The organism is Spirillospora sp. NPDC047279 (assembly GCF_040643285.1).
Taxonomy (GTDB): domain Bacteria; phylum Actinomycetota; class Actinomycetes; order Streptosporangiales; family Streptosporangiaceae; genus Spirillospora.
Window position 1 is genome coordinate 175,982 of the sequence record NZ_JBEYUA010000009.1, and the last position, 24,428, is coordinate 200,409.

At 74.3% G+C, this 24,428-nt stretch carries 18 protein-coding genes; 11 read left to right on the forward strand and 7 right to left on the reverse strand.

Going from position 1 to position 24,428, the window contains the following annotated elements; all coding sequences use genetic code 11:
* Both ABZ810_RS24020 and ABZ810_RS24025 read left to right on the forward strand, forming a co-directional pair.
* The gene (locus tag ABZ810_RS24020; RefSeq protein WP_358406594.1) at positions 1-1,707 is read left to right on the forward strand and encodes a thiamine pyrophosphate-binding protein; all 1,707 of its coding nucleotides are present in this window, start codon (positions 1-3) and stop codon (positions 1,705-1,707) included.
* Between the two features lie 22 nt (positions 1,708-1,729).
* Positions 1,730-3,172 carry an aldehyde dehydrogenase family protein gene (locus tag ABZ810_RS24025; protein ID WP_358406596.1) on the forward strand — a complete coding sequence of 481 codons (1,443 nt, stop codon included), beginning with the start codon at positions 1,730-1,732 and terminating at the stop codon, positions 3,170-3,172.
* A gap of 161 nt (positions 3,173-3,333) precedes the next feature.
* Here the strand turns inward: ABZ810_RS24025 and ABZ810_RS24030 are convergent, their stop codons facing one another.
* The 4 genes from ABZ810_RS24030 to ABZ810_RS24045 all read right to left on the reverse strand — a co-directional run bounded on the left by ABZ810_RS24030 (position 3,334) and on the right by ABZ810_RS24045 (position 7,917).
* The gene (locus ABZ810_RS24030; protein WP_358406598.1) at positions 3,334-4,608 is read right to left on the reverse strand and encodes an acetyl-CoA hydrolase/transferase C-terminal domain-containing protein; all 1,275 of its coding nucleotides are present in this window, start codon (positions 4,606-4,608) and stop codon (positions 3,334-3,336) included.
* A complete protein-coding gene (locus tag ABZ810_RS24035) occupies positions 4,605-5,489 on the reverse strand; it encodes a CoA ester lyase (RefSeq protein WP_358406601.1) in 885 nt (294 codons plus the stop codon). Before ABZ810_RS24035 ends, ABZ810_RS24030 begins: the two co-directional genes overlap by 4 nt.
* 61 nt (positions 5,490-5,550) lie before the next feature.
* Positions 5,551-6,717 carry an acyl-CoA dehydrogenase family protein gene (locus tag ABZ810_RS24040; protein ID WP_358406603.1) on the reverse strand — a complete coding sequence of 389 codons (1,167 nt, stop codon included), beginning with the start codon at positions 6,715-6,717 and terminating at the stop codon, positions 5,551-5,553.
* 51 nt (positions 6,718-6,768) lie between these two features.
* Positions 6,769-7,917, reverse strand: coding sequence for a CoA transferase (locus ABZ810_RS24045; protein ID WP_358406605.1), 1,149 nt, complete (start codon positions 7,915-7,917; stop codon positions 6,769-6,771).
* A gap of 58 nt (positions 7,918-7,975) precedes the next feature.
* Between ABZ810_RS24045 and ABZ810_RS24050 the strand changes: the two genes are divergently transcribed.
* The 6 genes from ABZ810_RS24050 (at position 7,976) to ABZ810_RS24075 (ending at position 14,746) form a co-directional block, all read left to right on the forward strand.
* Positions 7,976-9,451, forward strand: coding sequence for a class I adenylate-forming enzyme family protein (locus ABZ810_RS24050; RefSeq protein ID WP_358406607.1), 1,476 nt, complete (start codon positions 7,976-7,978; stop codon positions 9,449-9,451).
* A 44-nt stretch (positions 9,452-9,495) separates the two neighbouring features.
* The gene (locus ABZ810_RS24055; protein ID WP_358406609.1) at positions 9,496-10,299 is read left to right on the forward strand and encodes an FCD domain-containing protein; all 804 of its coding nucleotides are present in this window, start codon (positions 9,496-9,498) and stop codon (positions 10,297-10,299) included.
* 145 nt (positions 10,300-10,444) lie between these two features.
* Positions 10,445-11,593 (forward strand): acyl-CoA dehydrogenase family protein, encoded by a 1,149-nt coding sequence (locus ABZ810_RS24060; protein WP_358406611.1) that lies wholly within the window; start codon positions 10,445-10,447, stop codon positions 11,591-11,593.
* Complete coding sequence (locus ABZ810_RS24065) at positions 11,590-12,555, forward strand: acyl-CoA dehydrogenase family protein (RefSeq protein WP_358406613.1); 966 nt, start codon at positions 11,590-11,592, stop codon at positions 12,553-12,555. Before ABZ810_RS24060 ends, ABZ810_RS24065 begins: the two co-directional genes overlap by 4 nt.
* Complete coding sequence (locus tag ABZ810_RS24070) at positions 12,552-13,682, forward strand: acyl-CoA dehydrogenase family protein (RefSeq protein ID WP_358406615.1); 1,131 nt, start codon at positions 12,552-12,554, stop codon at positions 13,680-13,682. Before ABZ810_RS24065 ends, ABZ810_RS24070 begins: the two co-directional genes overlap by 4 nt.
* On the forward strand, positions 13,679-14,746 hold the full coding sequence (locus tag ABZ810_RS24075) for an acyl-CoA dehydrogenase family protein (RefSeq protein WP_358406617.1): 1,068 nt from the start codon (positions 13,679-13,681) through the stop codon (positions 14,744-14,746). The genes ABZ810_RS24070 and ABZ810_RS24075 overlap by 4 nt, the downstream gene beginning before the upstream one ends.
* 18 nt (positions 14,747-14,764) lie before the next feature.
* On the opposite strand, the gene ABZ810_RS24080 is transcribed toward ABZ810_RS24075, so the two are convergent.
* Both ABZ810_RS24080 and ABZ810_RS24085 read right to left on the reverse strand, forming a co-directional pair.
* Positions 14,765-17,533: a tetratricopeptide repeat protein gene (locus ABZ810_RS24080; RefSeq protein ID WP_358406619.1), complete on the reverse strand. Its 2,769-nt coding sequence runs from the start codon at positions 17,531-17,533 to the stop codon at positions 14,765-14,767.
* Between the two features lie 161 nt (positions 17,534-17,694).
* Complete coding sequence (locus ABZ810_RS24085; RefSeq protein WP_358406622.1) at positions 17,695-18,351, reverse strand: MBL fold metallo-hydrolase; 657 nt, start codon at positions 18,349-18,351, stop codon at positions 17,695-17,697.
* Between the two features lie 168 nt (positions 18,352-18,519).
* Here ABZ810_RS24085 and ABZ810_RS24090 point away from each other — a divergent pair, with 168 nt between their 5' ends.
* The 3 genes from ABZ810_RS24090 to ABZ810_RS24100 all read left to right on the forward strand — a co-directional run bounded on the left by ABZ810_RS24090 (position 18,520) and on the right by ABZ810_RS24100 (position 23,639).
* Positions 18,520-19,014: a hypothetical protein gene (locus tag ABZ810_RS24090; RefSeq protein WP_358406623.1), complete on the forward strand. Its 495-nt coding sequence runs from the start codon at positions 18,520-18,522 to the stop codon at positions 19,012-19,014.
* Positions 19,011-22,829 (forward strand): tetratricopeptide repeat protein, encoded by a 3,819-nt coding sequence (locus tag ABZ810_RS24095; protein WP_358406624.1) that lies wholly within the window; start codon positions 19,011-19,013, stop codon positions 22,827-22,829. Before ABZ810_RS24090 ends, ABZ810_RS24095 begins: the two co-directional genes overlap by 4 nt.
* A 126-nt stretch (positions 22,830-22,955) precedes the next feature.
* On the forward strand, positions 22,956-23,639 hold the full coding sequence (locus tag ABZ810_RS24100) for a Crp/Fnr family transcriptional regulator (RefSeq protein ID WP_358406626.1): 684 nt from the start codon (positions 22,956-22,958) through the stop codon (positions 23,637-23,639).
* 28 nt (positions 23,640-23,667) lie between these two features.
* Here ABZ810_RS24100 and ABZ810_RS24105 read toward each other — a convergent pair whose 3' ends face one another.
* Entirely contained in the window at positions 23,668-24,417 is a 750-nt protein-coding gene (locus ABZ810_RS24105) for a maleylpyruvate isomerase family mycothiol-dependent enzyme (protein WP_358406628.1), read from the reverse strand.
* Positions 24,418-24,428 lie beyond the last annotated feature (11 nt).

Consider the following 24,428-nt stretch of genomic DNA (forward strand, 5'->3'; position numbering starts at 1 on the left):
GTGCCGGTCAAAGTCTACGAACGCCTCCTCGACCTCTTCGAGGCCGAGGGCATCACCACGATCTTCGGCATCCCCGATCCGAACTTCGTGCACCTGTTCCACCTCGCCGACGAACGCGGCTGGACCGTGGTCGCCCCCCACCACGAGGAGTCGGCCGGCTTCATGGCCGAGGCCGTGTCACGGATGACCGGCAGGCCGGCGCTCTGCATCGGCACGCTCGGGCCCGGCGTGGCCAACCTGGCCGGCGCGATGATGTGCGCCAAGGTGGAGAACTCCCCGGTCATCTTCCTGGGCGGGCAGCGCGCCCGCGTCACCGAGCAGCGCGTGCGCCGCGGCCGCATCCAGTTCGTCAAGCAGTCCGGCCTGTTCGAGCCGTCGGTCAAGTACGCCGCCAGCATCGAGTACGCCGACCAGACCGACGAGATCATCCGGGAGGGCCTGCGCCGGGCGCTGACCGGCACACCGGGCCCGGTCTACATCGAATACCCCTCCCACGTGATCCAGGAGGAGCTCGACGTCCCGCCGGCGCTGCCGCCGGAGGCCTACCGCCTGGTCGGCCAGACCGCCGGGCCGGACCGCGTCGCCCAGGCCGCCGAGGCGATCAGGGCGGCCGAGGAGCCGGTCCTGCTCGTCGGGCACGGCGTGCACACCGCGCGCGCGGGCGCGCAGGTCAAGGCGCTCGCCGACCTGATGGCCTGCCCGGTCATCCAGACGTCCGGCGGCACCTCCTACATCAAGGGGCTCGAAGACCGCACGTTCCCCTACGGCTTCTCGCCGTCGGCGATCGACGCGGTGGTGCGCTCGGACCTGTGCCTGGCCCTCGGCACCGAGCTCGGCGAGCCGGTGCACTACGGGCGCGGGCGCCACTGGGCGGACAACGAGGCCGACCGCACCTGGATCCTCGTCGAGCAGGACCCGGCCGCCATCGGCGTCAACCGCCCGATCGACGTCCCGCTGGTCGGCGACCTGCGGGCCGTCGTCCCCCAGCTCACCGAGGCGCTGAAGGACTCGCCGCGCGACCCGTCGCCGCGGCTGGACGAGTGGATCAAGCAGGACGCGGCCCGGCTCGCCGAGCTCGCCGGCACCGCGCCGTCCGGCATGTCGCCGGTGCACCCGGCACGGCTGATCGTCGAGGCGACCAGGGCGTTCCCGGCCGACGGGATCATGGTGCGGGACGGTGGCGCCACGACCATCTTCGGCTGGACGTACTCGCAGGCCAAGCCGCACGACGTGATGTGGAACCAGAACTTCGGGCACCTCGGCACCGGGCTCCCGTACGCCATCGGCGCCTCGGTCGCGGAGGGGCGCACCCGGCCCCTGATGCTCATCACCGGCGACTCCTCCTTCCAGTTCCAGATCGCGGAGCTGGAGACGGCGGCGCGCCTGGGGCTCCCGCTCGTCTGCGTCGTCGCCGTCGACTACGCCTGGGGTCTGGAGGTCGGCGTCTACAAGCGGACCTTCGGCCAGGGGTCGCGGGAGACCGCCGTGCACTGGAGCACCGACACGCGCCTGGACAAGGTCGCCGAGGGCTTCGGCTGCCACGGCGAGTACGTCGAGCGCGACGAGGACATCGCCCCCGCGATCAAACGTGCCTACTCCAGCGGCAGGCCCGGCGTCGTCCACGTGGCGGTCGACCCCAAGGCCAACTCCGAGGAGATGCCGAGCTACGCCGAGTTCCGGACGTGGTATGCCGAGGGAATGCAGTGACGACGATGAGGACGGGCAGGTCATGCGCGAGTACGTGAAGTTCTACATCGGCGGCCGGTGGACCGACCCGGCGGAGCCGCGGGCACTGGAGATCGTCAACCCCGCGACCGAGGAGGTCTGCGGCACCGTCGCGCTCGGCTCGGCCGCCGACGTGGACCGCGCGGTCACGGCGGCGCGCGCGGCCTTCCCCGGATGGTCGTCCACCAGCGTCCAGACGCGCGTCGAGCTCCTGGAGAGCATCGCGGAGGTCTACCAGAAGCGGTCGGCCGACCTGGCCGCCGCGCTGACCGAGGAGATGGGCGCCCCGGCCGCGCTGGCCGGCGGTTTCCAGGTGGGCCTGGGCGCCGGGCATCTCGCCAAGGCCGTCGAGGTGCTGAAGAACCTCGCCTTCGAGGAGCAGCGCGGCGAGACCCTCGTGGTCCGGGAGCCGATCGGCGTCTGCGGCCTGATCACCCCGTGGAACTGGCCGATGAACCAGATCGCGGTGAAGGTCTTCCCGGCCCTGGCGACCGGCTGCACCATGATCCTCAAGCCCTCGGAGCGCTCGCCGTTCACCGGGCAGATCTTCGCCGAGATCCTCGATGCCGCGGGCGTGCCCGCCGGGGTGTTCAACCTCGTCCAGGGCGACGGCCCCGGCGTCGGCGCGCCGCTGGCCGCCCACCCCGGCATCGACATGATCTCCTTCACCGGCTCGACCCGCGCGGGAGTGGAGATCGCCAGGAACGCCGCTCCCACGGTCAAGCGGGTGACGCAGGAGCTCGGCGGCAAGAGCCCCAACATCATCCTGGACGACGAGGCCTTCGCCGCCAACGTCGCCCAGGGCGTCGGCAGCATGATGGGCAACTCGGGGCAGACGTGCAGCGCGCCGTCCCGGATGCTGGTGCCGCGGGCCCGCATGGACGAGGCCGCGGGCATCGCCCGGCAGGCCGCCGCCGAGGTCGTCGTCGGCGATCCGGGCGGCGACGTCGTGATGGGCCCGGTGGTCGCCGGCGACCAGTTCGACAAGATCCAGAAGCTGATCCAGCAGGGCATCGATGAGGGCGCCACGCTGGTGGCGGGCGGCACCGGGCGCCCCGACGGCCTCGACCGCGGCTACTACGTCAGGCCGACCGTCTTCGCCGACGTCACCAACGACATGACCATCGCCCGCGAGGAGATCTTCGGGCCGGTGCTCACCATCCTCGGCTACGACGACCTCGACCACGCGATCGAGATCGCCAACGACACCGTCTACGGCCTGGCCGGCTACGTGGCGGGCGCCGACCTCGACCAGGCCCGCGCCGTGGCCCGGCGGATCCGCGCGGGCTGGGTCGCCGTCAACGAGGCGTTCGACTTCGGCTGCCCGTTCGGCGGCTACAAGCAGAGCGGCAACGGGCGCGAGTGGGGCGAGTTCGGCTTCCACGACTACCTGGAGACCAAGGGCATCCTCGGCTACGCCCCCGCCGACTCGGGGGGCCAGGGCTAGGGCGTGCCTCGAAGTCGGCTGCCCTGCTCCGCGACGCCCAGGCACGCACCTCGCGGAGTTGTCGCCGGTCACCGGCCGACACCGGGCTGCCTCCCTCCTCCGCCCCCGCGAGGCACGCACCCGGACGCCGCTCGCCACGGACGCCGACCTCGAGACACGCCCTAGAAGCCGCGGGTCTGGATGACGCGGGCCTGCCGCTCCAGCGCCTCCCGGAAGTCCGGGTGGGCGACGGCGATCAGGCGGCGGGCCCGTTCGGCCAGCGTGCGGCCCTTCAGTTCGGCCGCGCCGAACTCGGTGACGATCACGTCCACCTCGCTGCGCGCGGTGGTGACCGGGCCCGACAGCGCGGGGGTGATCCGGCTGATCGTCCCGCCCTTGGCGGTCGCGGGCAGCGCGATGAGGGCGCGGCCGCCGGGCGAGCGCGCCCCCGCGCGGACGAAGTCGACCTGGCCGCCGGTGCCGCCGAGGTAGGCCGGGCCGCTCTGCTCGGCGTTCACCTGCCCGGTGAGATCGACCTCCACCGCGGAGTTGATCGTCACCAGCCGGTCCAGCCGCGCCAGCACGGCCGCGTCGTGGGTGTAGGACGTGGCGCACAGGCGGATCGCGGGGTCGCGGTCGCAGGCGTCGTACAGGCTCCTGGTGCCGATCAGGGCGCCGGTGATCGAGACGCCGCGGTCGATGGGCTTGCGCGCGTTGGTGACGACGCCCGCCCGGACCAGCTCGACCAGGCCGTCGCCGATCATGCCCGAGTGCACGCCGAGGTCCCTGCGGTCGTGCAGCAGCCGCAGGACGGCGTCCGGGACGGCGCCGACGCCGGTCTGGATCACCGCGCCGTCCTCGATGTAGGCGGACGCGTGCCGCGCGATGGCCTCGTCGACCGGGCCGATCGCCGCCGGAGGCACCTCGACGGGCGGGCGCGACACGTGCACCGCGTGGTCGATCTCGCCGGGGTCCAGCAGCTCGCCGTGGACGAACGGCACCTGGTCGTTGACCTCGGCCACGACGACCCGCGCCGCGGTCACGGCGGCCCGCACATGGTCGCCGATCAGCCCGAAGCTGTGCCGGCCCTCAGCATCGGTCGCGGCGCTGACCTGGACGAACGCGATGTCGCACCCGAGGGTCCCGGCCTCGATCATCGGGCCGACCTGGCTGACGTGGCACGGGATCACCTGGAGCCGGTGCTCCTTGGCCAGCGCCCGCAGCGTGCCGATCGCGCCCATGCTGGCGACCCGGATCCGCGCCGTGGACGCCGGGGTGAACAGGCCGGAGAAGCTCGTCGCGATGAACGCCGACAACCCGCCGATGCCGCCGCCCTGCTCGATCAGGGCCTCGACCAGGGTGGTCGGCTCGCCGCACGCCTGGCCGATCACGATGCGGTCGCCGGGGCGCAGCAGCCGTGCCAGGTCCAGCCCGGTGGCCTCGTGCACGGCGGTCATGGCGTGCGGCCCGCCGCCGCCAGCAACGCCCGCGCGCGGGCCAGGTGGGGGCGGTCGAGCATCGCGCCGTTGTGCCCGACGGTCCCGGCGCCGGGATGGGCCGCGAACAGGTCGACGATCTCCTGCGCGGCGGCCAGTTCCTCCGCCGACGGCGTGAACGCCTCGTTGATGACGTCGACCTGGGCGGGGTGGATGGCCAGCATGCCGCGGTAACCGTCCCGCCGTACCCCCTCGGCGCGGGCGCGCAGCCCCTCCAGGTCGCGGTAGTCGCCGTGGATGGTCTCGACGGGCGTCACCCCGGCCGCGGCGGCGCCGAGCAGGCACAGGCTGCGGGCCAGCTCGTAGGTGAAGCCGTAACCGCCGCCGGGGGAGCGGTTGTCGCTCGCGCCGACCGCGTCGGCGAGGTCCTCCGCGCCCCAGGTCATGGCGGCCAGCCGCGGCGCGCCCCGGTAACCGCCGGTGGTGAACATGGCCTCGGCGGTCTCGGTCACCAGGGCGATGACCCTGGTCGCGCCGCGTTCGGAGCCCGCGGCCACCTCCAGCGCCGACAGGTAGTGGTCGAGGACCTCCACGTCCGCTCGGCCGCGCGCCTTCGGCAGCATGATCCCGCCGGGGCGCGCGGGGACCACCGCGGCCAGGTCGGCGAGCGCGTGCGGGCCGTCCAGCGGGTTGACGCGCACCCACAGCCGGTGCCGGTCGCGCGCGGGCCGGCCGTCGAGGAACGCGGCGACCGCGGCGCGCGCGCCGGGCTTGCCCGCCTCGGCGACCGCGTCCTCCAGATCGAGGACGACGACGTCGGCCGGGCCGGCCGCGGCCTTCTCCATCTTGCGCTCCGCGTCGCCCGGCGCGAACAGCCAGGAACGTGCGGCGAAAAGGTCCATCGCTGGTGTGTGCTCCCTGGGCTCGGGGACTGGGGCGGATCCGGGCGGACGCGGGCCGGGCTCAGTAGGACCTGGGCAGGTCGAGCACCCTCTCGGCCAGGTAGTTGAGGATCATGTGCGGGCTCACCGGCGCGGTGCGCGGGATGAGGATCTCCCGGAGGTACCGCTCGACGTGGTACTCCCGCGCGTAGCCCATGCCGCCCAGCGTCAGCATCGCGGTGTGGCAGGCCTCGAACCCGGCCTCGGCGGCCAGGTACTTCCCGGCGTTGGCCTCGACGCCGCACTCCGCGCCCTGGTCGAACAACGTCGCGGCCTTCATCACCATCAGGCCCGCGGCCTCCAGTTGCGCCCAGCACTTGGCGAGCGGGTGCTGGACGCCCTGGTTCATGCCGATGGGCCGGTCGAAGACGATCCGTTCCCTGGCGTAGCGGGCGGCGCGCTGGATCGCCGCCCGCCCGAGGCCGATCGCCTCGGCGCCGAGCAGGATGCGCTCGGGGTTCAGGCCATGCAGGATGATCTTGAAGCCGTCGCCCTCGGCCCCGATCCGGTCCTCGTCGGGGATCCACAGGTCGGAGATGAACAGCAGGTTGGAGTCGACCGCGTGGCGGCCCATCTTGCGGATCCCGCGCACCTCGATCTTCGACCGGTCGAGGTCGGTGAAGAACAACGACAGGCCCTCGGTCTTGCGCTTCACCTCGTCCAGGGGAGTGGTGCGGGCCAGCAGCATCATCTTGTCGGCGACCTGCGCGACCGAGATCCAGATCTTCTCCCCGTTGACCAGGTAGCCGCCGTCGCGCCGCTCCGCCCGGGTGCGCAGCCGGGTGGTGTCGAGGCCGGCGTCGGGCTCGGTCACCGCGAAGCACATGCGCTGCGCGCCGCTCAGGATCGGCGGGACCATGCGCGCCTGCTGCTCCTCGGTGCCGAACAGCGCCACCGGCTGCATGCTGAAGACCGGCCCGTGGATGCTGGACGCCGCCGCCATGCCGCCGCCCGCCTCGGCGACGGCCTGCATCATGATGGCCGCCTCGGTGATGCCCAGGCCCGCGCCGCCGACCGACTCGGGCATGGCGACGCCGAGCCAGCCCGCCTCGGCCATCGCCTTGTGGAAGTCGTGCGGGAAGACGCCGTCGTCGTCGCGTTCGAGCCAGTAGTCGTCGGAGAACCGGGAGCAGTGCTCGACGACGGAGTCCCGGATGAGCCGCTGGTCGTCGGTGAGGGAGAAGTCCACGATCTCGCTCCTGGTGTCGGTTGCCGGAGGCGTCCCTGGCGGAGGCGAACCTCAGCGGAGGCGGTCACCGATCTCGTCCATGACCTCCCGGGTGTGCGCGCCGAGCCGCGGGGCGGGCCCGGCGACGTGCCCCGGGGTGCGGGAGAACCAGGTCGGCGGCCCGGGAAACCGCACCGGGCCGTTGGGGGAGTCGACCGTCTCGAAGAAGCCCGCCGCGTTGAGGTGCGGGTCGTCGAACAGGTCGTCCAGGGTGCGGACGGGGGCGGCGGGGATGTCGAGCGAGCGCAGCAGCGACAGCCAGTCGCCGGTGGTGCGCTCGAGGAAGGTCTCGGCCAGCAGGCCGTAGACGGCGTCGATCCGGCGCGCGCGCTGCTGGACCGTGGCGAGGTGGTCCCCCGCCCACGGCGGGCGCACCGCGCCGACGAACGCGTTCCACTGCTTGTCGTTGTAGACCAGCGCGGAGATGTGGCCGTCCTTGGTGCGGTAGGGCCTGCGGTTGGGCGCCACCGCGCGGGGGTAGGCCGCCGGGCCCAGGGGAGGGCTGAACAGCGCGCCGTTGGCGTGCTCGACCAGCATGAACGAGGCCATGGTCTCGAACATGCCGACCTCGACCTCCTGCCCCTCGCCGGTGCGTTCGCGGTGGAAGAGAGCCATCATCGTCGCGTAGACGGCGGTCAGCCCGGCGACCTTGTCGGCCAGGATGGTGGCGACGTAGCCCGCCTCGCCCGTCAGCCGCTCCTGCACCGACGGCAGCCCGCACGCGGCCTGGATGGTGTCGTCGTAGGCGGTGAGGTCGGCGTCCGGCCCGCGACGGCCGTAGCCGTAGCAGTTGGTGTAGACGATCGACGGGGTGACGGCGGCCACGTCGTCGTAGGCGAACCCGAGCCTGGCGATCGCCTTGGCGCGCATCGAGTGCACGAACACGTCGGCGTCGGCGACGAGACCGCGCAGCGCGTCCGCGCCCTCGGCGGTGCGCAGGTCGAGGACCACGCTGCGCTTGCCGCGGTTGACGTTGGCGAACACTCCCGCCATGCCCGGCTCCGGCCCGGTGGAGACGTAGCGGGTGGTGTCGCCCGCGGGCGGCTCGACCTTGATCACGTCCGCGCCCATGTCGGCCATGATCTGCGTGGCGTAGGGACCCATCACCATCGCGGTGAGGTCGACCACGCGCACTCCGGACAGCGGACCTGTGTGCTTCATACGGCGCCCATCGAGCCCATCGGTAGAATCTTTGTAAGGATAGTGTTATCAAGATTTCGTGAGCAGCACCATCGCAGGAGTACTCGACGCCCCGCTGTCCTCACGTCCGCGCGCCACCGCGGTCGAGGCGGCCTCCGGATCGTGGACGTACGCCGAGCTCGACGACCGGGCGCGGCGCGCGGCCGGTGCGCTCTGGTCGCTCGGCGTCCGTCCCGGCGACCGTGTCGCGGCCTGCCTGCCCAACGACCTCGCCATCGTCGCCGCCTTCCACGGGGCGCAGCGCATCGGCGCCGTCTGGGCGGGCATCGGCGAGGCGCTCGCCGAGCCCGAGCAGCGCGACCTGTACGACATCTGCGCGCCGGCCGTCGTCCTGGCCGGGGAACGCTGCCTGCTGGAGGTGCCGGGCCGCGTCGGCTCCGGCCGGTGGGAGGAGCTCCTCGCGCGCGGCGAGCCGTTCCCGGCGATCGAGACCGCCGCGGACGCGCCCGCCGGGATCGCGTTCACCAGCGGGACGTCGGGCCGTCCCAAGGCGATCGTGCACAGCCAGCGCAACCTGCTGCTGCCCGGCGCCGTCCTCACCGCCACCCGGGGCTGGGGGCCCGGCCTGCGCAAGGGCGACAGCTTCCCGCTCACGATCCTCAACCTCATGGTCCTGTCCACCCTGCTCACCGCGCAGGCCGGCGGCTGCGCGGTCGTCATGGACCGGCGCGACGCCGGGGGCGTCGCGGAGTGGATCTCCGAGCGGCGCGTCACCGTGTGGAACGGCGCGCCCGCGCAGCTCTACGACCTCGCGCGGCGGCCGGGCCTGGATCTCGGCTCCCTCCGCGAGGTGTGGAGCGGCGGCGGCGACACCCCGGACACGGTGCGGCACGCGTTCGCCGAGGCGTACGGCCTGACGCCCCACGCCACCTACGGGCTGACCGAGGCGCCGACCGTCGTGTCGATCGACCCGCCCGGGGACGAGTGGCGCCCCGGTACGAGCGGGCGGGTCCTGCCGCACTACGACGTGGCGGCCTACGACGACGAGGGGCGCCGGCTCCCGCCCGGCGAGCTCGGCGAGCTCCGCCTGGGCGGTGCCGCGGACGGGCCGTGGGCGGGCAGGTGGACGCCGATGCTCGGCCACTGGGAGGACGGGCGCGTCCGCCCGCCGGAGCCGGGCCCGACCCCCACCGGCGACGTCGGGACCGTCGACGGCGACCGATGGCTGACCGTGCTCGACCGCAAGAAGCTCGTCATCATCCGCGGCGGGGCGAACGTCTACCCGCTCGAGGTGGAACGGATCATCGCGGCGCACCCCGACGTCGCCAGGGTCGCCGTGTGCGGCGTGCCCGACGACCGGCTCGGGCAGCGGGTGGCCGCGCTGGTCGAGAGCGCCGGGCCGCCCCTGGACTTCGGGGCGCTGGCCGAGCTGTGCCGGGGCGCGCTCTCCCCGTACAAGGTCCCGGAGATCTGGACCCGGGTCGACGCCCTGCCGCTGAACGCCATGGGCAAGGTACGGCGCGCGGACCTCGCCGGTCTCGTCGGACCTCGCTGATCTCGTCGGAGGACGTCCATGCCATCACTGCTAACCTTGTAATCGTGGAACGTGCAGGAGCTCAGCACGCCAAGATCTCCCAGATGCGCATGGCGGAACTGGTCGCCTCCGCGCTCCGCGACCGCATCCTCGACGGCGGCATCGTGGACGGCTCGTCGCTCCCCAAGCAGGACGAGCTGGTCGAGGAGTTCGGCGTCAGCTACCCGTCGGTGCGCGAGGCGCTGCGGATCCTGGAGACCGAGGGGTTCATCACCGTCCGGCGCGGCAACCGCGGCGGTGCGATCGTGCACGCCCCCGACATCGGGACCGCCGGCTACGCCCTCGGCCTGACGCTCCAGGCGATGCAGGTCAAGGTCCCCGACCTCGGCGCCGCCCTCGCCACGCTCGAGCCGCAGTCCGCGGCGCGCTGCGCGGAGCGGACCGACCGCGAGAAGGCCGTGGTGCCGCGCCTGGAGGAGCTGCTCGCCGAGTGCGACGACCGCATCGGCGACGGTGCCGCGTTCACCCGGGCCTCGCGGGAGTTCCACGACGTCCTCGTGGGCTTCGACCCCAACGCGACGCTGCGCGTGGTGGTGGAGAGCCTGACCTCGCTGTGGTCGGTCCAGGAGGAGGCCTGGGCGGACGCGCAGATGTCGCGGGGCGCCTACCCCTCGCCCGAGGACCGCGAGATCGCCCAGCGGGCCCACCGGCAGCTGGTGCGGAGCATCGCCAAGGGCGACGCCCGCAAGGTCGAACGGGTCGCGCGCGAGCACCTCACCGCGACCCAGCACTGGGTGTGCCGCACGTTCGAGGACAGGGTGATCGACGCCGCGTCCAGCCGGAGCCGCCTGCGTTTCCGCCGCGGCTGACCCCGGCCCTCGCGCCGCCGTCACCGGGCGTGGCCTCCCGGCCGTGAACCCTCCACCCTTGCCAGGACGGACGGCTCTCGTGGCGCGGCCGCGCGGAGTCGTGCAAGCATTGCAAATATTATAAGGATTGCCTACCGTCGTCCCCATGGACTTCACGATGGGTCCGGCCGCCACGGAGCTCCGCGGCGAGTTGCGCAGGCTGGTGTCCGAGCACGTCCCGCGCGGCTACCTCGGGGCGTTCACCGACGACCCGGCGGACCTGGAGACCGCGCAGAAGTTCAGCCGGCTGCTGGCCGAGCGCGGGCTTCTGTGCCCGGCCTGGCCGCGGGAGTACGGCGGCTGGGGCGCCTCGCCCTGGGAGCAGACCGTCGTCCGCGAGGAGATGTGGGCGCACCACGAGCCGCGCGGCGCGCAGTACATGGGCGTCAACTGGGTCGGCCCGACGATCATGCGGCACGGCACGCCCGGCCAGTGCCGCCGCCACCTGCCGCCCATCGCGCGCGGCGAGGTGATCTGGTGTCAGGGCTTCAGCGAGCCCGACGCCGGCTCGGACCTGGCGGCGCTGCGCACCACGGCCCGGCGGGACGGCGACGGCTGGCTGATCTCGGGACAGAAGGTCTGGACGTCCTACGCCACCATGGCCCAGTGGTGCTTCCTGCTCGTCCGCACCGCCCGCCGCGAGCGCCGCCAGCAGGGCCTGACGATCTTCCTGGTGCCGATGGACGCCGAGGGCATCGAGGTGCGCCCGATCGGATCGCTCATGGGGCCGCACCACCTCAACGAGGTGTTCTTCGACGATGTGCGGGTCACCGAGGCCGACGTGCTCGGCACCCTCGACGAGGGCTGGAAGGTCGTCCAGGAGGTCCTGTCGTTCGAGCGGGTCGGCATCGCCCGCTACGCGCGCTGCGAGCGGCTGCTGCAGGCCGCGCCGCGGGTGCTGGGCGACGCCTGGGACGGGCTGCCCCCCGAGCTGCGGGTGCGCTGGGCGCGGATGCTGACGCACTGCCGCCGTGCCCGCCTGCTCGCCTACCGCGTGATCGCGATGCAGAGCGAGGGACGGGTGCGGCCCAACGACGCGGCGGCCTACCGGATCGCGGTGACCCGGCTCGACCAGGAGAGCGCCGACGTGCTGGTGGAGATCGCCGCGGCGGCGCCCGGGGAGGGCGAGGAGGCCTGGCTCTTCCGCCGCGAGGTCGACGACCACTGGCGCTACTCGCACGCCTCGACCGTCGCGTCGGGGAGCATCGACGTCCAGCGCATCCTGCTGGCCCGCGCGCTGCTGGCGGACGCGTGAACCTCGAGCCGAGCGAGGCCGCCGCCGAGTACGGCCGCCAGGCGCTCCGGGCGTTCGAGGCGGCCGGCGGCGACCGGCTCGTCCAGGACGCGGAGCGCGAGCCCGCCCGCCGGCACGACCTGGTCGCGCCCGTCCTGGAGGAGCTCGGCGCGTGGGACCTCGACCCCCGCGGCGACGCCGACGACCTGGAGGCCGCGGCGGCCCTGTGCCGCAGCGCCGGCCACTGGGCGCTCGCCTACCCGCTGGCCGAACGCCTCGCCCGCCCCGCCGGCCCGGGCACCGACGGACTGCTGGTCGTCGACGGCCCAGCCCCGCAGGCACCGGTCGCCGGCCTCGGCCTGCGCTGGACCGCGGTGACGCTCGACGGCCGGCGCGGCGCCGCGGTCGCCGCGCCCCCACCCGGCCCGCCGCGCACCACCGCGTTCGTCACCGCGCTCGACGTCGGGCCGCTCGACCGGGACGGAGGGGGAGACGGCGGGGGAGACGGCGGGGGAGACGCCGCGCTGGGCCTGGTCCTGCCGTGCTGGACGTTGCTCGGGATGCTCGACCGCGCGATGGAGCTGACCCGGTCGCACGTGCTCGTCCGGCACCAGTTCGGCCGCCCGCTGGCCGAGCAGCAGGGTGTGCAGTTCCAGCTCACCGACGCCGAGGTGGAGCGCAGCGGCGTCGAGGCCCTCGCCGCCTACGCCCTGTGGAGCGTCCAGGCCGGCCTGCCGGAGGCGCTCGACGACGCGCTCGCGCTCCGCCTCGCCGCGCTGGAGGCGGCCGACACGGTCTTCCGCACCGCGCACCTGCTGCACGGCGCCATCGGCTTCTGTGACGAGTCGCCGCTGTCGTGGTTGTCGCGCTACAGCCAGCCCCTGCGGCGGCTGCCGCTCGGCCTGTCGGCGACGCGCGACCGGCTCACCCGCCAGATCGGACGGCGCGGCCTGACCGGCCTCTTCCCCGGAGCGACCGCGTGACCTCCGACTTCCGCGCGCACGTGCGCGACTGGTGCCGCGCGCACGTTCCAGGCGACTGGCGGCGCGCGCAGACCGGCGCCTCCGACGAGGAGTTCGTCCGTTTCCAGAAGGAGTGGTTCCAGGAGCTGCGCGAGGCGGGGTTCGCCGTCCCGCACTGGCCCTCCGCGTGGGGCGGCGGGATGCCGGTCGCCGACCAGGCCGTGCTCTACCAGGAGTTCGCCGCCCATGACGCCCCGCGGCTGGTGCTGGCCTTCGTCGGCATCCACCACGCGGCGTCCACGCTGCTGGCGGCGGGCACCGACGCGCAGCGGCACCGGCACCTGCCGGCCATCCTCGACGGAGAGATCTGGGCGCAGGGCTTCTCCGAGCCCGGCGCCGGGTCCGACCTGGCGGCCCTCACCACGTCCGCGCGCCGGAAGGGCGACGCCTACGTGGTCAACGGCCAGAAGTGCTGGGCGAGCGGCGCCGCCCACGCCGACTGGTGCCTCCTCCTCGCCCGCACCGGCGCGCCCAAACGCCAGGGCATCTCCTACTTCCTGATGGACATGCGGACGCCGGGCATCGACGTCCGCCCCACCCGGCAGGCGACGGGCGAGTCCCACTTCTGCGAGATCTTCCTGGACGACGTCGTCATCCCCGCCGCCAACCTCGTCGGGCCTGAGAACGGCGGCTGGCGGGTCGCCCAGTCGACCCTGGGCGCCGAACGCGGCATGACCATGCTCGAACTGGCCGAACGGCTCGGCACCGGCGGCTTCCGGCGCCTCCTCGACCTGTGCGCGCCCCTCGCCGACCCGCTCGCCCAGGACCGGCTCGCCGCCCTGGAGATCGAGATCACCGGCCTGCGCGCCCTCTGCGCCGACCTCGTCGCCGCCGACGACCCGGGCCCGGCCGACGCCTCCATCGTCAAGCTCCTCTACAGCGAGCTGCTGCAGCGCATGACCGACTTCGGCGCCGAGATCGCGGGCCTGGCCGCCCACGCCGAGCTGGCCAAACCCCTGTCGGGCGGCTGGGAGTCGGGAGCCTGGGTGCTGGACTTCATCGGCTCCTGGGAGTGGACGATCCCGGGCGGCACCAGTGAGATCCAGCGCACCATCATCGGCGAGCGCGGACTGGGGCTGCCCCGATGACCGCCGACCTCTCCGAACTCCACGACGACCTGCGGGCGGTCGCGGCCGGCCTGCTCGCCGGTTCGCCGGGGTGGCGCCAGATCGCCGACGCGGGCTGGCTGGGCCTGGAGGCGCCCGCCGGCCTCGGCGGCGCGGGCGCGGGCTTCGCCGAGGTCGCCGTCGTCCTGCGCGAGATGGGCCGCGCCGCCGCCCCCGGGCCCTACCTGTCGGTCGCCGTCCTCGCGGCCGGTGCCCTGGGCCTCGCCGCACCCGCCCCGCACCGCGACGACCTCCTCCGGGCCACGGTCTCGGGTGAGGCCGTCCCCGTCCTCGCGCTCCCCGCGGAGACGCCCGGCATCCCGTTCCGCATCGACGGCACGCGCCTCTCGGGCACCGCCGCGTTCGTCCCGGACGCCCCGGTCGCCGACCACCTCCTCGTCCCCGCCCTCGACCCGGGAGGCGTCCCGCGCGTCGTCGTGCTCGACCCGCGTACCCCCGGCCTCACCATCACCGAGCAGCCCGTCGTCGACGCCACCCGCACGTTCGGACAGATCGTCGCGGACGACGTCCGGCCCGGCCCGGAGCTGCGCCTCGGCGGCGGCGCCCTCCAGCGCCTGCACGACCGCGCCGCCGTCGCGATCGCGTGCGACAGCCTCGGCCTCAGCGAGGCCATGCTGGACGCCACCGTCGCCTACGCGGGCATCCGCGAGCAGTTCGGCCGCAAGATCGGCTCCTTCCAGGCGGTGAAGCACGCCTGCGCCGACATGCTCGTGCGGATCAGCGTGGCCCGGAAGCTGGTCGACGTCGCCGTCCGCGCCCAGGCCCACGACGAGGCGGACGGGCCCGCGACCGCGTCTGTGACGGCCCCCGTGACGGCCTCGGTGGCCGCGTCGATGGCCAAGTCCTACGCGTGCGCCGCCGCCGTCGAGATCGCGGGCAAGGCGATGCAGCTCCACGGGGGCCTGGGCTACACGTGGGAGAGCGGTGTCCACGTCCACCTCAAGCGCGCCGCCCTCAACCGCGCCCTCTACGGCACGCCCGCCCACCACCGGCGCCGGCTCTCCGCCCGCTACCGCCGAGAGTGAGGACGCGCCGCCGGGCGCTCAGTGCGCGAGGTCGGTGCCGTCGGAGCGCGGCGGCCCGTCCTCCAGCTGTTCGAGGGCCTCCCTGGTGCGCCGGGTGTGCGGATGATCCACGCCGAGCACCTTCCTCCTCGCCTCCAGCACGGTCCGCAGCGCGGCCGCGGCCTCGCGCCGGCGCCCCTGGGCCGCCGCCACCCGCGCGATCCAGTGCCGGGTCGTGAGCGTGCTGGGGTGATCGCGTCCCAGCACCCGTTCCCGTCCCGCCAGCACCTCCTGGAAGCCCGCCTCGGCCTCGCGATGGCGGCCCCGCGCCGCGGCCATCCGCGCGATCCAGTGGCGGGTCGTCAGGGTGTCGGGATGGTCTGGGCCGAGCGTCCGCGCCTCCACGGCATGGACCTCCCGGTAGGCGGAGCCGGCCTCGTCGTACCTCTGCTGGGCGGCGGCCATCCTGGCGATCGCGTAGAGGATGGTCAGCGCGTCGGGACGGTCGGGGCCGACGACACGTTCCTCGACGGCGAGCACCTCCCGGTAGATGGTCCTGGCCTCGCCGAGCTCGAACGGCGGCTCGCCGCCGCGGCCCGGAGCCCCGGGCCGTTCGAACGGGAACGAGGCGGCGAGCAGCTCCCGGTAGACGCCCTCGGCCTCGTCATAGCGCCCCTGCTCGCCCAGCATCCGGGCGATCCCGTAGCGGCTGCGCAGCGTGTCGGGATGACCGGCGCCCAGGACGCGCTCCTCGACGGCGAGCACCTCGCGATAGACGGCCTCGGCCTCGCCGTACCGGCCCTGGGCGGCCGCCACCCGGGCCAGGCCGTAGCGGGCGTTCAGCGTGTCGGGATGGTCGTTGCCCAGCACCCGCATCCGGGCCACCAGTACCGCCAGGTAGGCGCCTTGGGCCTCGTCGTTTCTGCCCTGCGCCGCGGCCATCCGGGCCAGGCCGTAGCGGGCGTTGAGGGTCTCGGCGTGGTCGCCGCCGAGCACCCGCGTCCGGGCCATCAGCACCGCGCGGTAGGCCGCCTCGGCTCGCCGGTAGGCGCCGGTGGCCGCGAGGTGGCGGGCGCTCATGTAGGTGGCGAACGCCGCGTTCCGCCAGGCGCGCCGCCCGGCGTGCGGAGCGTCGCGCCGCAGCGCCGCGAGGACCTCGGTGGCGTGCGGCACCAGCGCCGACCAGTTCGGCCAGGCGCCGGGACGCTCCGGCGGGCCGCTCTCCATGCCCCGCGCGGCCCGCGCGAGCAGCGACGCGGCGGCGGCGAGGTACCGCCCCTTCTCGTCGTGGGGCCGGCCGGCGTCCCGTACGAGAGGGTGCAGCCGGAGCACGGCCGTGCGCCCCGAGGTCGCGGTGGTCGTGGGCAGGTCGAGCAGGCCGGTGCCGGCGAGGGCCTGCAACGCCGTCCACAACCGGCGTCCGCTGACCGCGCGCGGCAGGATCCTCGCCTCCTCCAGCATCGCCGGCCGCAGCAGCAGCTCGTAGGGGATCGCCGCGTCGGCCATGCAGGCCAGCAGGCGGAGCAGCGGCCGCGACTCGGCGATCCCGCGGCGTTCCAGCAGTTCGAGCGACAACTCCCAGGTCCGCCCGACCATCTGGCGCGCCTGGCCGTCGGACAGGTGGACGTCGTGCTGGGCCGGGAAGAGCGTGTCGAACTGGTCCCGGTCGAGGGCGGCCCGGTACTGCGCGAAGGTCCGGGGGCACCCGGACTCGGCGAACACGGCCGGGGTCCGGTGCGCCTGCCCGAGGAACGAGGCGGCGAGCCGCAACGCCAGCGGCAGGCCGCCCAGCCGCTCGGAGAGCGACCCGGCGTCCTCCCGGCCGCCGGTCTCGTCACCGGTGTGGTCGAGGAGCAGGTCCGCGCCCTTGGACGGCGGCAACATCCCCACGGGATGCAGGCGGCACCAGGCGCCCCAGTCCGAGGCATGGCCGTGCCTGGTGGTCACCATCACCAGGCCTACCGGGGACCGCGGCGGGCGCAGCCACCCCGTCCCGTCGCGCAGCGGCGCGCCGTCCAGAGCCAGGACGCTCAGGTCGTCGGCGTTGTCGAAGACCAGCGCCCACGGCTCGTCGCGTTCCTCCAGCCTCTGCCACACCAGGTCCGCGATGCCCCGGTGGACGATCTGGGACTCGTCGAGCCCGAGGCGGCGGGCGAGCGCGAGCATTCCCATCGTGACCCGGTCGACGTCGGTCGCCGCGACCCACCACACCTCGGTCCCCACCGCCTGGAGGCGGACGGCCGCCTCCAGCGCGACGCTCGACTTGCCTCCGCCGCCGAGTCCGTGCAGCACATGGGTGCGCGTCCCCGGACCGGACCGCGCCGCCACCAGCTCGTCGATCAGGTCGTCCCGCCCGTGCAGCCGGCCGTGCTCGTAGCGGCGCCCCGCGGGCACCGCGATCGTTCCGGCGATCTCCGGGGACGCCCCGGCCGGCGGGTGGCCGATCCGCGTGCCGGGTCCCACCACCGTCTGCTGCTGGGCCGGGGCGTACACCACCTGGACGAAGGGGCCCCGGTCGGCCTGGAACCGGTCGACCCAGCCGTGCAGGTCGGCCTCGATCTCGGGCCGCTTCTCCAGAAGGTCGCCCAGCAGGCCCCGCCACACCGCCTCCTGGAGGCGGCGGGCCTGCTCCCGCTCGTGCTCGGGCGCGGCGGCCAGCTCGGCGCGCGACCATTCCAGGCGTTCCTCGGCGGCCGCGGCGCCGCCGGGCTCCCCGCGCCCGAGCAGCCGCGCCAGCCGCGTCTTGGCCACTTCCCAGCCGTCGGAGGCCATCGCCTGCACCACCGTGGTGCTTCCCGCTCCAGCCAACGCCGCAAGCGTCTCCGACAACACCGGCTCTCACCCCGCCAAGAGGTCCGTCCTCCACATGTACCCGGTATCGGCCGCCGCCGCTGCGTCATCGACCACAGACGCCGGAGCGGATGCCTGATAGGGGAGAGGTGAACGAACGCCCGGCGGGGCCCCGAGGATCACCAGCCGCGTTCGTGCCATTCGGGAAGGGAGGAACGTTCGCGGGACAGGGTGCTGTCCTTGCCGTGGCCGGGATAGAACCAGGTGGTGTCGGGAAGGCGGTCGAAGACACGTTCCTCGACGTCGGTGATGAGCTGCTTGAAGCGGGTGGGGTCGCCCCAGGTGTTGCCGACCCCGCCCGGGAAGAGGCTGTCTCCGGTGAAGAGGTGGGGGCGGTCGCCCTCGGGCGCGTAGAGGAGGGCGATCGAGCCGGGGGTGTGCCCGCGCAGGTGGATCACTTCGAGGGCGACCTGGCCCACGCGGACGGTGTCGCCGTTCTCGACGGGCTCGGTGACCGGCTCGGGCAGGGGCTCGGCGTCGAAGGGATGGGCGACGACCGGGGCTCCGGTGGCCTGGACGATGTCGCTCAGCGCCATCCAGTGGTCCTGGTGGCGGTGGGTGGTGACGACGCGGCTGAGCGGGCCGTCGCCGATGAGCTCGAGGAGGCGCGCCGGCTCGTTGGCGGCGTCGATGAGCAGCTGGTCGCCGGTCGCCGTGCAGCGGAGCAGGTACGCGTTGTTGTCGTACGGACCTACGGCGATCTTGGTGATGGTGAGACCGGGCAGCTCCCGGACGTCGGGCCTTCCGCCGACCTCGACGTAACCGGTGTAGCTCATTGTTTCCTCCTTGATGGGCTCCCGCCCATCCTCCCCCATCGCTGCCCCGGAGCAAGAATGAGTCACCAGACTCAACGCAGGCGTGCCGTACCGGATGGTTCCCCGCGCGGACTTGACGGACGATTCGACGTGGAAGGTCAGGTGCGATCCGGTGAGGACGGTGACGCGGTGGTGACGAGGACTTTCCAGGCGGGCCCTCCACGCGGGGACGACGCCCCGGACGAGCTGCTGAAGCAGGCGTGCTCGCTGGTGCGGCTGTGCGGGCAGGACGCGCTGGTGGCGGCGGTGGTCCTGGCCATGGTCCTGGTCGGCGTGGTCGCGCAGCTCGCGGCGCAGCGGCCGGGCGTGGTCGCGGTGGGGCTGCTCGCGGTGCTGACGGCGGCGTTCGTCACGTCGGCGGGGTTCGTGGCGCGGTCGCGGATGACGCTGGTGGCGGCACTGAGCACGGCCAGGGGCAACACGGGGGCGCCGCTGGACCCGGGCGTGCCGTGGCGGCCCTTCGCGCTGGACTCGGTGCTGGACTCGCGGGTGCGGGACGGCGAGCTGCGACGGCTCGTGGCGGCGGCGCACCGCTGCTCGGAGTTGTCGTGGCGGGCCGTGGTGTGGGGGGTGGTGACGGCGGTGACGTTCATCTTCTGGACGATGGCGATGGTGGCCCTGTGATCGGCGACGACGTGCGGACGGGCAGCTTCTGGGACCGGCTGTCGGCGACCGACCGGCAGGCGCTGCGCGCGATGGGGCGGCGTTCGGAGATCCCCAAGGGCGGCATGATCTGCTACCAGGGAGTGGTCGCGCCGGGCGTGTTCGTGGTGTTCAAGGCGACCGCGCGGACGGTGTCCAACGCGGTCGCCAAGGAGTTCGTCGACTCCAGCGAGGGCGACGAGTCGATCATCGATCTGTTCGGGCCGGGGGACCTGGTGGGCGCGCTGGCGCCGTGGGGGCACGCGCAGCGCGGCACCGTCGCCGCGCTGGACCAGGTCGCGGTGCTGCGCATCGACCGGCGCCAGTTCGCCAGCCTGCTGGCGGCCAACCCGCAGGTGGCCGAGGCGATGATGCACACCATCGCGGAGAGCGACACCTTCGGCGGGCGGCGGCACGCGGTCCGGGCCGCCGAGCATCCGCAGCGGCTGGCCTACCACCTGCTGGAGCTGGCGCACCGGTTCGGCGACCACACCTCGCAGGGGGTGCGGATCCCGCTGCGGCTCAGCCAGGCCGACCTGGCCAACTGGGCGGGCATCTCGCGGGAGACGCTGGTCCGCTGGTTCCGGGTGTGGCGGTCGAAGGGGATCCTGGACGCCAGGAGCCGCCCCCTGACGGTGTTGTCGCCGGAGGCGCTGCGGCGGGCGGCGAGCCCGTGGGGCGACGAATGGCCCGCCGGCCCGGTGCCCGCGCCGGGCGCGGCGGACCCGGCCGGCGCCCCGGCGGCCGAGGAGGCGCTGAACGTCCGGATCGCGACCAGGTCCCCGGTCCGGCTGCAGCCGGAGGGGGAGCGGCAGGTGCCGCGGCTGCCGCCGGACAACCCCTCGTTCACCGGCCGCGAGGTCGGCCTGGGCAAGCTCGACATGCTGGTGTCGCAGACCGACATGCCGCGCGCCGTGGTCGTGCAGGGCATGGCCGGGGTCGGCAAGACGACGCTGGCGCTGCACTGGGCGCACCGGGTGGCCGCGCGGTTCCCGGACGGGGTGATCTTCGTCGACCTGCGCGGCACCGCCCGCGCGCCGGTGACCGCGGCCGAGGCGATGGGACAGGTCCTGCGGGGCATGGGCGTGCCGGGCGACCAGCTGCCGCGGACCGAGGGCGAGCTGGTCGCGCAGTGCCGGTCGCTGCTGGCCGACCGGCGCGTCCTGCTGGTGCTGGACGACGCGGCGGGGGCCGGGCAGGTCCGGCCGCTGCTGAGCGCCATGGGCCCCGGGCTGGCCATGGTGACCAGCAGGCGGCAGCTTCCGGACCTGCTCGACGGCGCGGACGTCCGCACGCTGGAGCTGCGCGAGATGGTGGAACGTGAGGCGCTCGACCTCATGGCCGCCGTCCTGGGGCCGGGTGACCGGCGGGTCCGCGACGAGCAGAAGGCGGCGCTGCGGCTGGCGCGCGAGTGCGGGTTCCTCCCGCTCGCGCTGGGGATCATGGCGGCGCGGCTGGCCGACAACCGGGAGGAGTCGATCGCCGACGCCGTCCGCGAGCTGACCGACCACGACGGGCCCGCGCCGTTCGGGGCGGGCCTCACGGCCGGGGCGCTGCCCGCGGCCGCGGGCCTGCACGGCGTGCTGAGCCCGACGTTCGACGTGGCCTACCGCGGCCTGCGCCGTGACCAGCGGGCCGCGTTCCGGCGGCTCGGGCTCGTGCCCGGTCCCGACTTCACCGCGTCCGCGCTGGCGATGCTGCTCGACCAGCCGGTGGCCGAGGCGGCCGACCTGCTGGACGGGCTGCGGCAGGCCTACCTGGTGCACGACGTGGCGCCCGGCCGGTTCCGCATGCACGACCTGCTGCGCGACTACTCCCGCGACCGCGGTCTCAGCGAGGACGCCGACAACCAGCGGCTCGCGGCGCAGCGGCGCCTGCTCGCCGGCTACCTCGCCGAGGCGCGCGAGGCGGGGGAGGCGCTGGGACGCGGGCGGCGTCCCATGCTCGAGGCCGCGGACACCCGGAGCGCGGCACGGCCGGACGCCGTCGCCCGGGTGCACGGCCTGGCCTGGTTCGAGGCCGAGCGCCGCAACCTGGTGGCGGCGGTCGACCTGGCGGCGCGGCTCGGCCTGCACCGCACCTGCTGGGAGCTGGCCGACGCGCTGTTCGACTTCCAGGAGTTCCGGCGCTACAGCGAGGACAACATCACCGTCCACCTCGCCGGGCTGCGCGCCGCCCGCACCGAGGAGGACTGGCCCGCGGCGGCGGTCATGCTGCACAACCTCGCGGTCGCGCACTTCGACCTCGGCGGCTCGGTGCAGGCGATCGGCTACGGGGAGGACGCCCGCCGCGGGTTCCGGTCCGCGGACCCGCCGGACCTGCTCGGGGAGGCGCTGACGCTGGCGACCCTGGCCGACGTGCACTGCGCGCTCGGCCGCTACATGACCGCGATCGAACGGGCGCGGCAGTCCCTGGCGATCCACGAGTCGCTGGGCGACAGCCACGGCGTGGCGCGCGGCCACGACACGCTCGCCCGCGGCTTCGTGGGCCTGGCCGACTACGAGGCGGCCCTGGAGCACGCGAGCCGGGCGCTGGAGATCCGCCGCGGGATCGGCGACCTGACCGGCGTCGCCGGGACGCTCCTGACGGTCGCCCAGGTGCACCGGCGGCGCGGCGCGATCCACGAGGCGGTCTCGCACGCGCTGGAGGCGCTGTTCATCCGGCAGGAGCTGGCCGACAGCCACGGCGAGGCGCAGGCGCTGACCGAGCTGGCACGGGTGTACGCGTCGCTGGGCCTGCGCGACCTGGCGTTGCAGGACGCCGAGAAGGCGCTGGAGACCTACCGCGCCCTCGGCGCCCGGCACGGCGAGGCGCGCGCGCTGACCACGCTGGCCCGCCTGATGTGCGACGCCGCGCGGTTCGCCGAGGCGTTCACCTACTGCGGCCAGGCGCTGCGGCTGCACCGCGAGATCGGCGACCGGCACGGCGAGTCCGAGGCGCTCGCGCAGATCGGCATCGTGCACTGGCGGCTGGGCCGCTACCGGGAGGCGCGCGAGCAGCTCGTCCGCGCCCTGGAGATCCGCCGCGAGATCGGCGACCTGCACGGCGAGGCGCACGACCTCGAACACCTGTCGATGGTGATGCGGCGGCTCTACCGCGACCAGGAGGCGTTCGTCCTCGGCCTGGAGGCCCTCGACCTGTGGCACCGGCTCGGCGCGCAGGGCGGCCTGGCCACGACCCTCGGCAGCATCGCCCGCACCTACCTGCGGCTGGGCCTGCACGACGAGGCCGAACGCGCCGCCGAGCAGGCGCTGACGATCCGCCGCGACATCGGCGACCGCTACGGGCTCGGCACCGGACTGGACACCTACGCCCTGGTGCTGCGGCGCAGCGGGCGCCTGGAGGAGGCGCTCCAGACCGAGCTGGAGGCGCTGCGCGTGCTCGGCGAGGTCGGCGACCGGCACAGCGAGGGCACCGCGCTGGTGCACCTGGCGGCGATCTACCTCGACCTCGGCAAGACCGACGCGGCGCTGAGCACCGGCAAGCAGGCGCTCGACCTGGCGACCCGGCTCGGCGACACCCGCGAGCAGGCGTACTCGATGCACACCATGGGCCGCGCCTGCCAGCGGCAGGGCGGTCACCCCGAGGCGGTCGGGCACTTCGCCGCGGAGATCATCATCCGCCGCGAGGTGGGCGACCACTGGGGCCAGCGGCTGGCGCTGGAACGGCAGCGCGAGTCGCATCTGGCCCTCGGCGACGAGGCGGCCGCGGCCGACTGCGCGCGCCGGATGCGCGCGCTGGACATGTGGCTGGAGTCGGAGGGGGCGGACACGGAGGAGGGCCCGGCGACAGAATGATCTTCAATAGTCTTGAATGATCTTCGTGGTTCCGCCCGAGGACGCGCGGAACCGCCGTTCACGTCTGTGCAGTCCTACGCAGTCCATCGTCGCACTGCCGCGTTCACTTGAATCGGGAGGGCCTCGATGGACATCGGCACGTTCTGGGCCGCGCTGCCCGGCCCGGGGCGCAAGGCGCTCGAGGACGCGGGCACGTCGGTCCTGATCAAGCAGGGCGCGTTCCTGATGCGCGAGCACAACCGCTCGCCCCAGGTGTACGTGCTGCGCTCGGGCGCCGTGGAGGTCTGGGTCGACCACGCCGGCGAGCGGGTGATCCTCGACGTGCTCGGCCCGGGGGACCTGGTCGGCGAGATCGAGGCCGTCGACGGCGGCACCCGGGAGGCCAGCGTGGAGGCGCTGACGCCGGTCCAGGCCCTCGTCCTGCCCGCCGACCGGTTTCGCACGGTCCTGAACGGCGACCCCGACTGGGTGTGGGCGGTGGCCGGGGTGCTCGCCGAGCGGCTGCGGGACGCCAACACGCTGCGGGTCGCGCACTTCCCCGACGACGCCGCGCGGCGGCTCGGCACCCGGCTGCTGCGGCTCGCGGCGCGGTTCGGCGAGCCGGCCGGCGACGGGCTGGCCGTCCGGGTGCCGGTCTCCCAGCAGGATCTGGGCCGCTGGGCCGGCATGGGCCGCCGCAAGGTCGCGCAGATCCTGGCCGGCGAGCGGGTCAGGGACCGGGTCGTCGTCGCCCGCAACATGATCACCGTCCGGTCGGTGGACGCGCTCCACCGGCTCGCCGGCACCGAGCCCGACGACCCGGACCGGTGACCTGGCCGCCGATCCGGCCGGCGGCCGGTCAGAAACGCTGCGGATCGTGCGGCCACGGCGGCGGCACCGGCAGGACGCCGTCCGGCCGCATCGCCAGCCCGGAGCCGTCCGACCGGCCGCTCAGCCAGGCCAGCAGCGCCCGGCCCGACCCGGACACCTCGGGCCCGCCGGCCGTGCCGCGCAGGTCGGCCGCGTCGCCGGTGTCGGTGGCGACCAGCCGGAACCCGGCGACCCCGCCCCGCCGCTCCGCCGGCAGCCCGGCCAGGCCGGACAACGTCGCGGGCAGGGACCACCGCAGGTAGGCCTCCGGCCAGTCAGCCGGGCCGTAGCCGGCGGCGAGATCGACGTGGTGCGCCTCGACCTCGTTCCACCTGCGGAAGACGGTGTACCAGGCGGGCTGCGCGAAGCCCGACATCGCCCGCACCTCGGCGTCCCACGCCTGGGCCGGCAACGTCCTCGCCTGCTCGGCGAACCGCGCCGCCGTGCCCCGCACGTCGGCGACCAGCGCCGACCGGCAGCGGCCCGCGCCCGCCTCGATGTCGGCCTCGCGGGCCTCGAAGCTCGGGTACTGCGGGATCTCCTTGCCGGTGCGCGCCCACTCCAGCAGGTTCCAGAGGGAGTCGGCGTTGCGCGCGAGGTGCGCGGCCACGTGGCCGCGCGTCCAGCCGGGCAGGCCGGACGGCGCGGTGATCTCCTCGTCGGTCAGCCCGGACAGCGTGGTCACCACCCGTTCCGTCGCCGTGTGGATCTCCTCGAGGGCCCTCCGCCAGTCGTCCATCGCCCGCGCCT

What these genes read in the sequence shown, in the direction of transcription:
- ABZ810_RS24075 (WP_358406617.1), top strand. Translation starts at nt 13,679, where the DNA reads ATGACCGCCGACCTCTCCGAACTCCACGACGACCTGCGGGCGGTCGCG.
- ABZ810_RS24060 (WP_358406611.1), top strand. Translation starts at nt 10,445, where the DNA reads ATGGACTTCACGATGGGTCCGGCCGCCACGGAGCTCCGCGGCGAGTTG.
- ABZ810_RS24045 (WP_358406605.1), bottom strand. Translation starts at nt 7,917, where the DNA reads ATGAAGCACACAGGTCCGCTGTCCGGAGTGCGCGTGGTCGACCTCACC.
- ABZ810_RS24100 (WP_358406626.1), top strand. Translation starts at nt 22,956, where the DNA reads ATGGACATCGGCACGTTCTGGGCCGCGCTGCCCGGCCCGGGGCGCAAG.
- ABZ810_RS24085 (WP_358406622.1), bottom strand. Translation starts at nt 18,351, where the DNA reads ATGAGCTACACCGGTTACGTCGAGGTCGGCGGAAGGCCCGACGTCCGG.
- ABZ810_RS24035 (WP_358406601.1), bottom strand. Translation starts at nt 5,489, where the DNA reads ATGGACCTTTTCGCCGCACGTTCCTGGCTGTTCGCGCCGGGCGACGCG.
- ABZ810_RS24025 (WP_358406596.1), top strand. Translation starts at nt 1,730, where the DNA reads ATGCGCGAGTACGTGAAGTTCTACATCGGCGGCCGGTGGACCGACCCG.
- ABZ810_RS24105 (WP_358406628.1), bottom strand. Translation starts at nt 24,417, where the DNA reads ATGGACGACTGGCGGAGGGCCCTCGAGGAGATCCACACGGCGACGGAA.
- ABZ810_RS24030 (WP_358406598.1), bottom strand. Translation starts at nt 4,608, where the DNA reads ATGACCGCCGTGCACGAGGCCACCGGGCTGGACCTGGCACGGCTGCTG.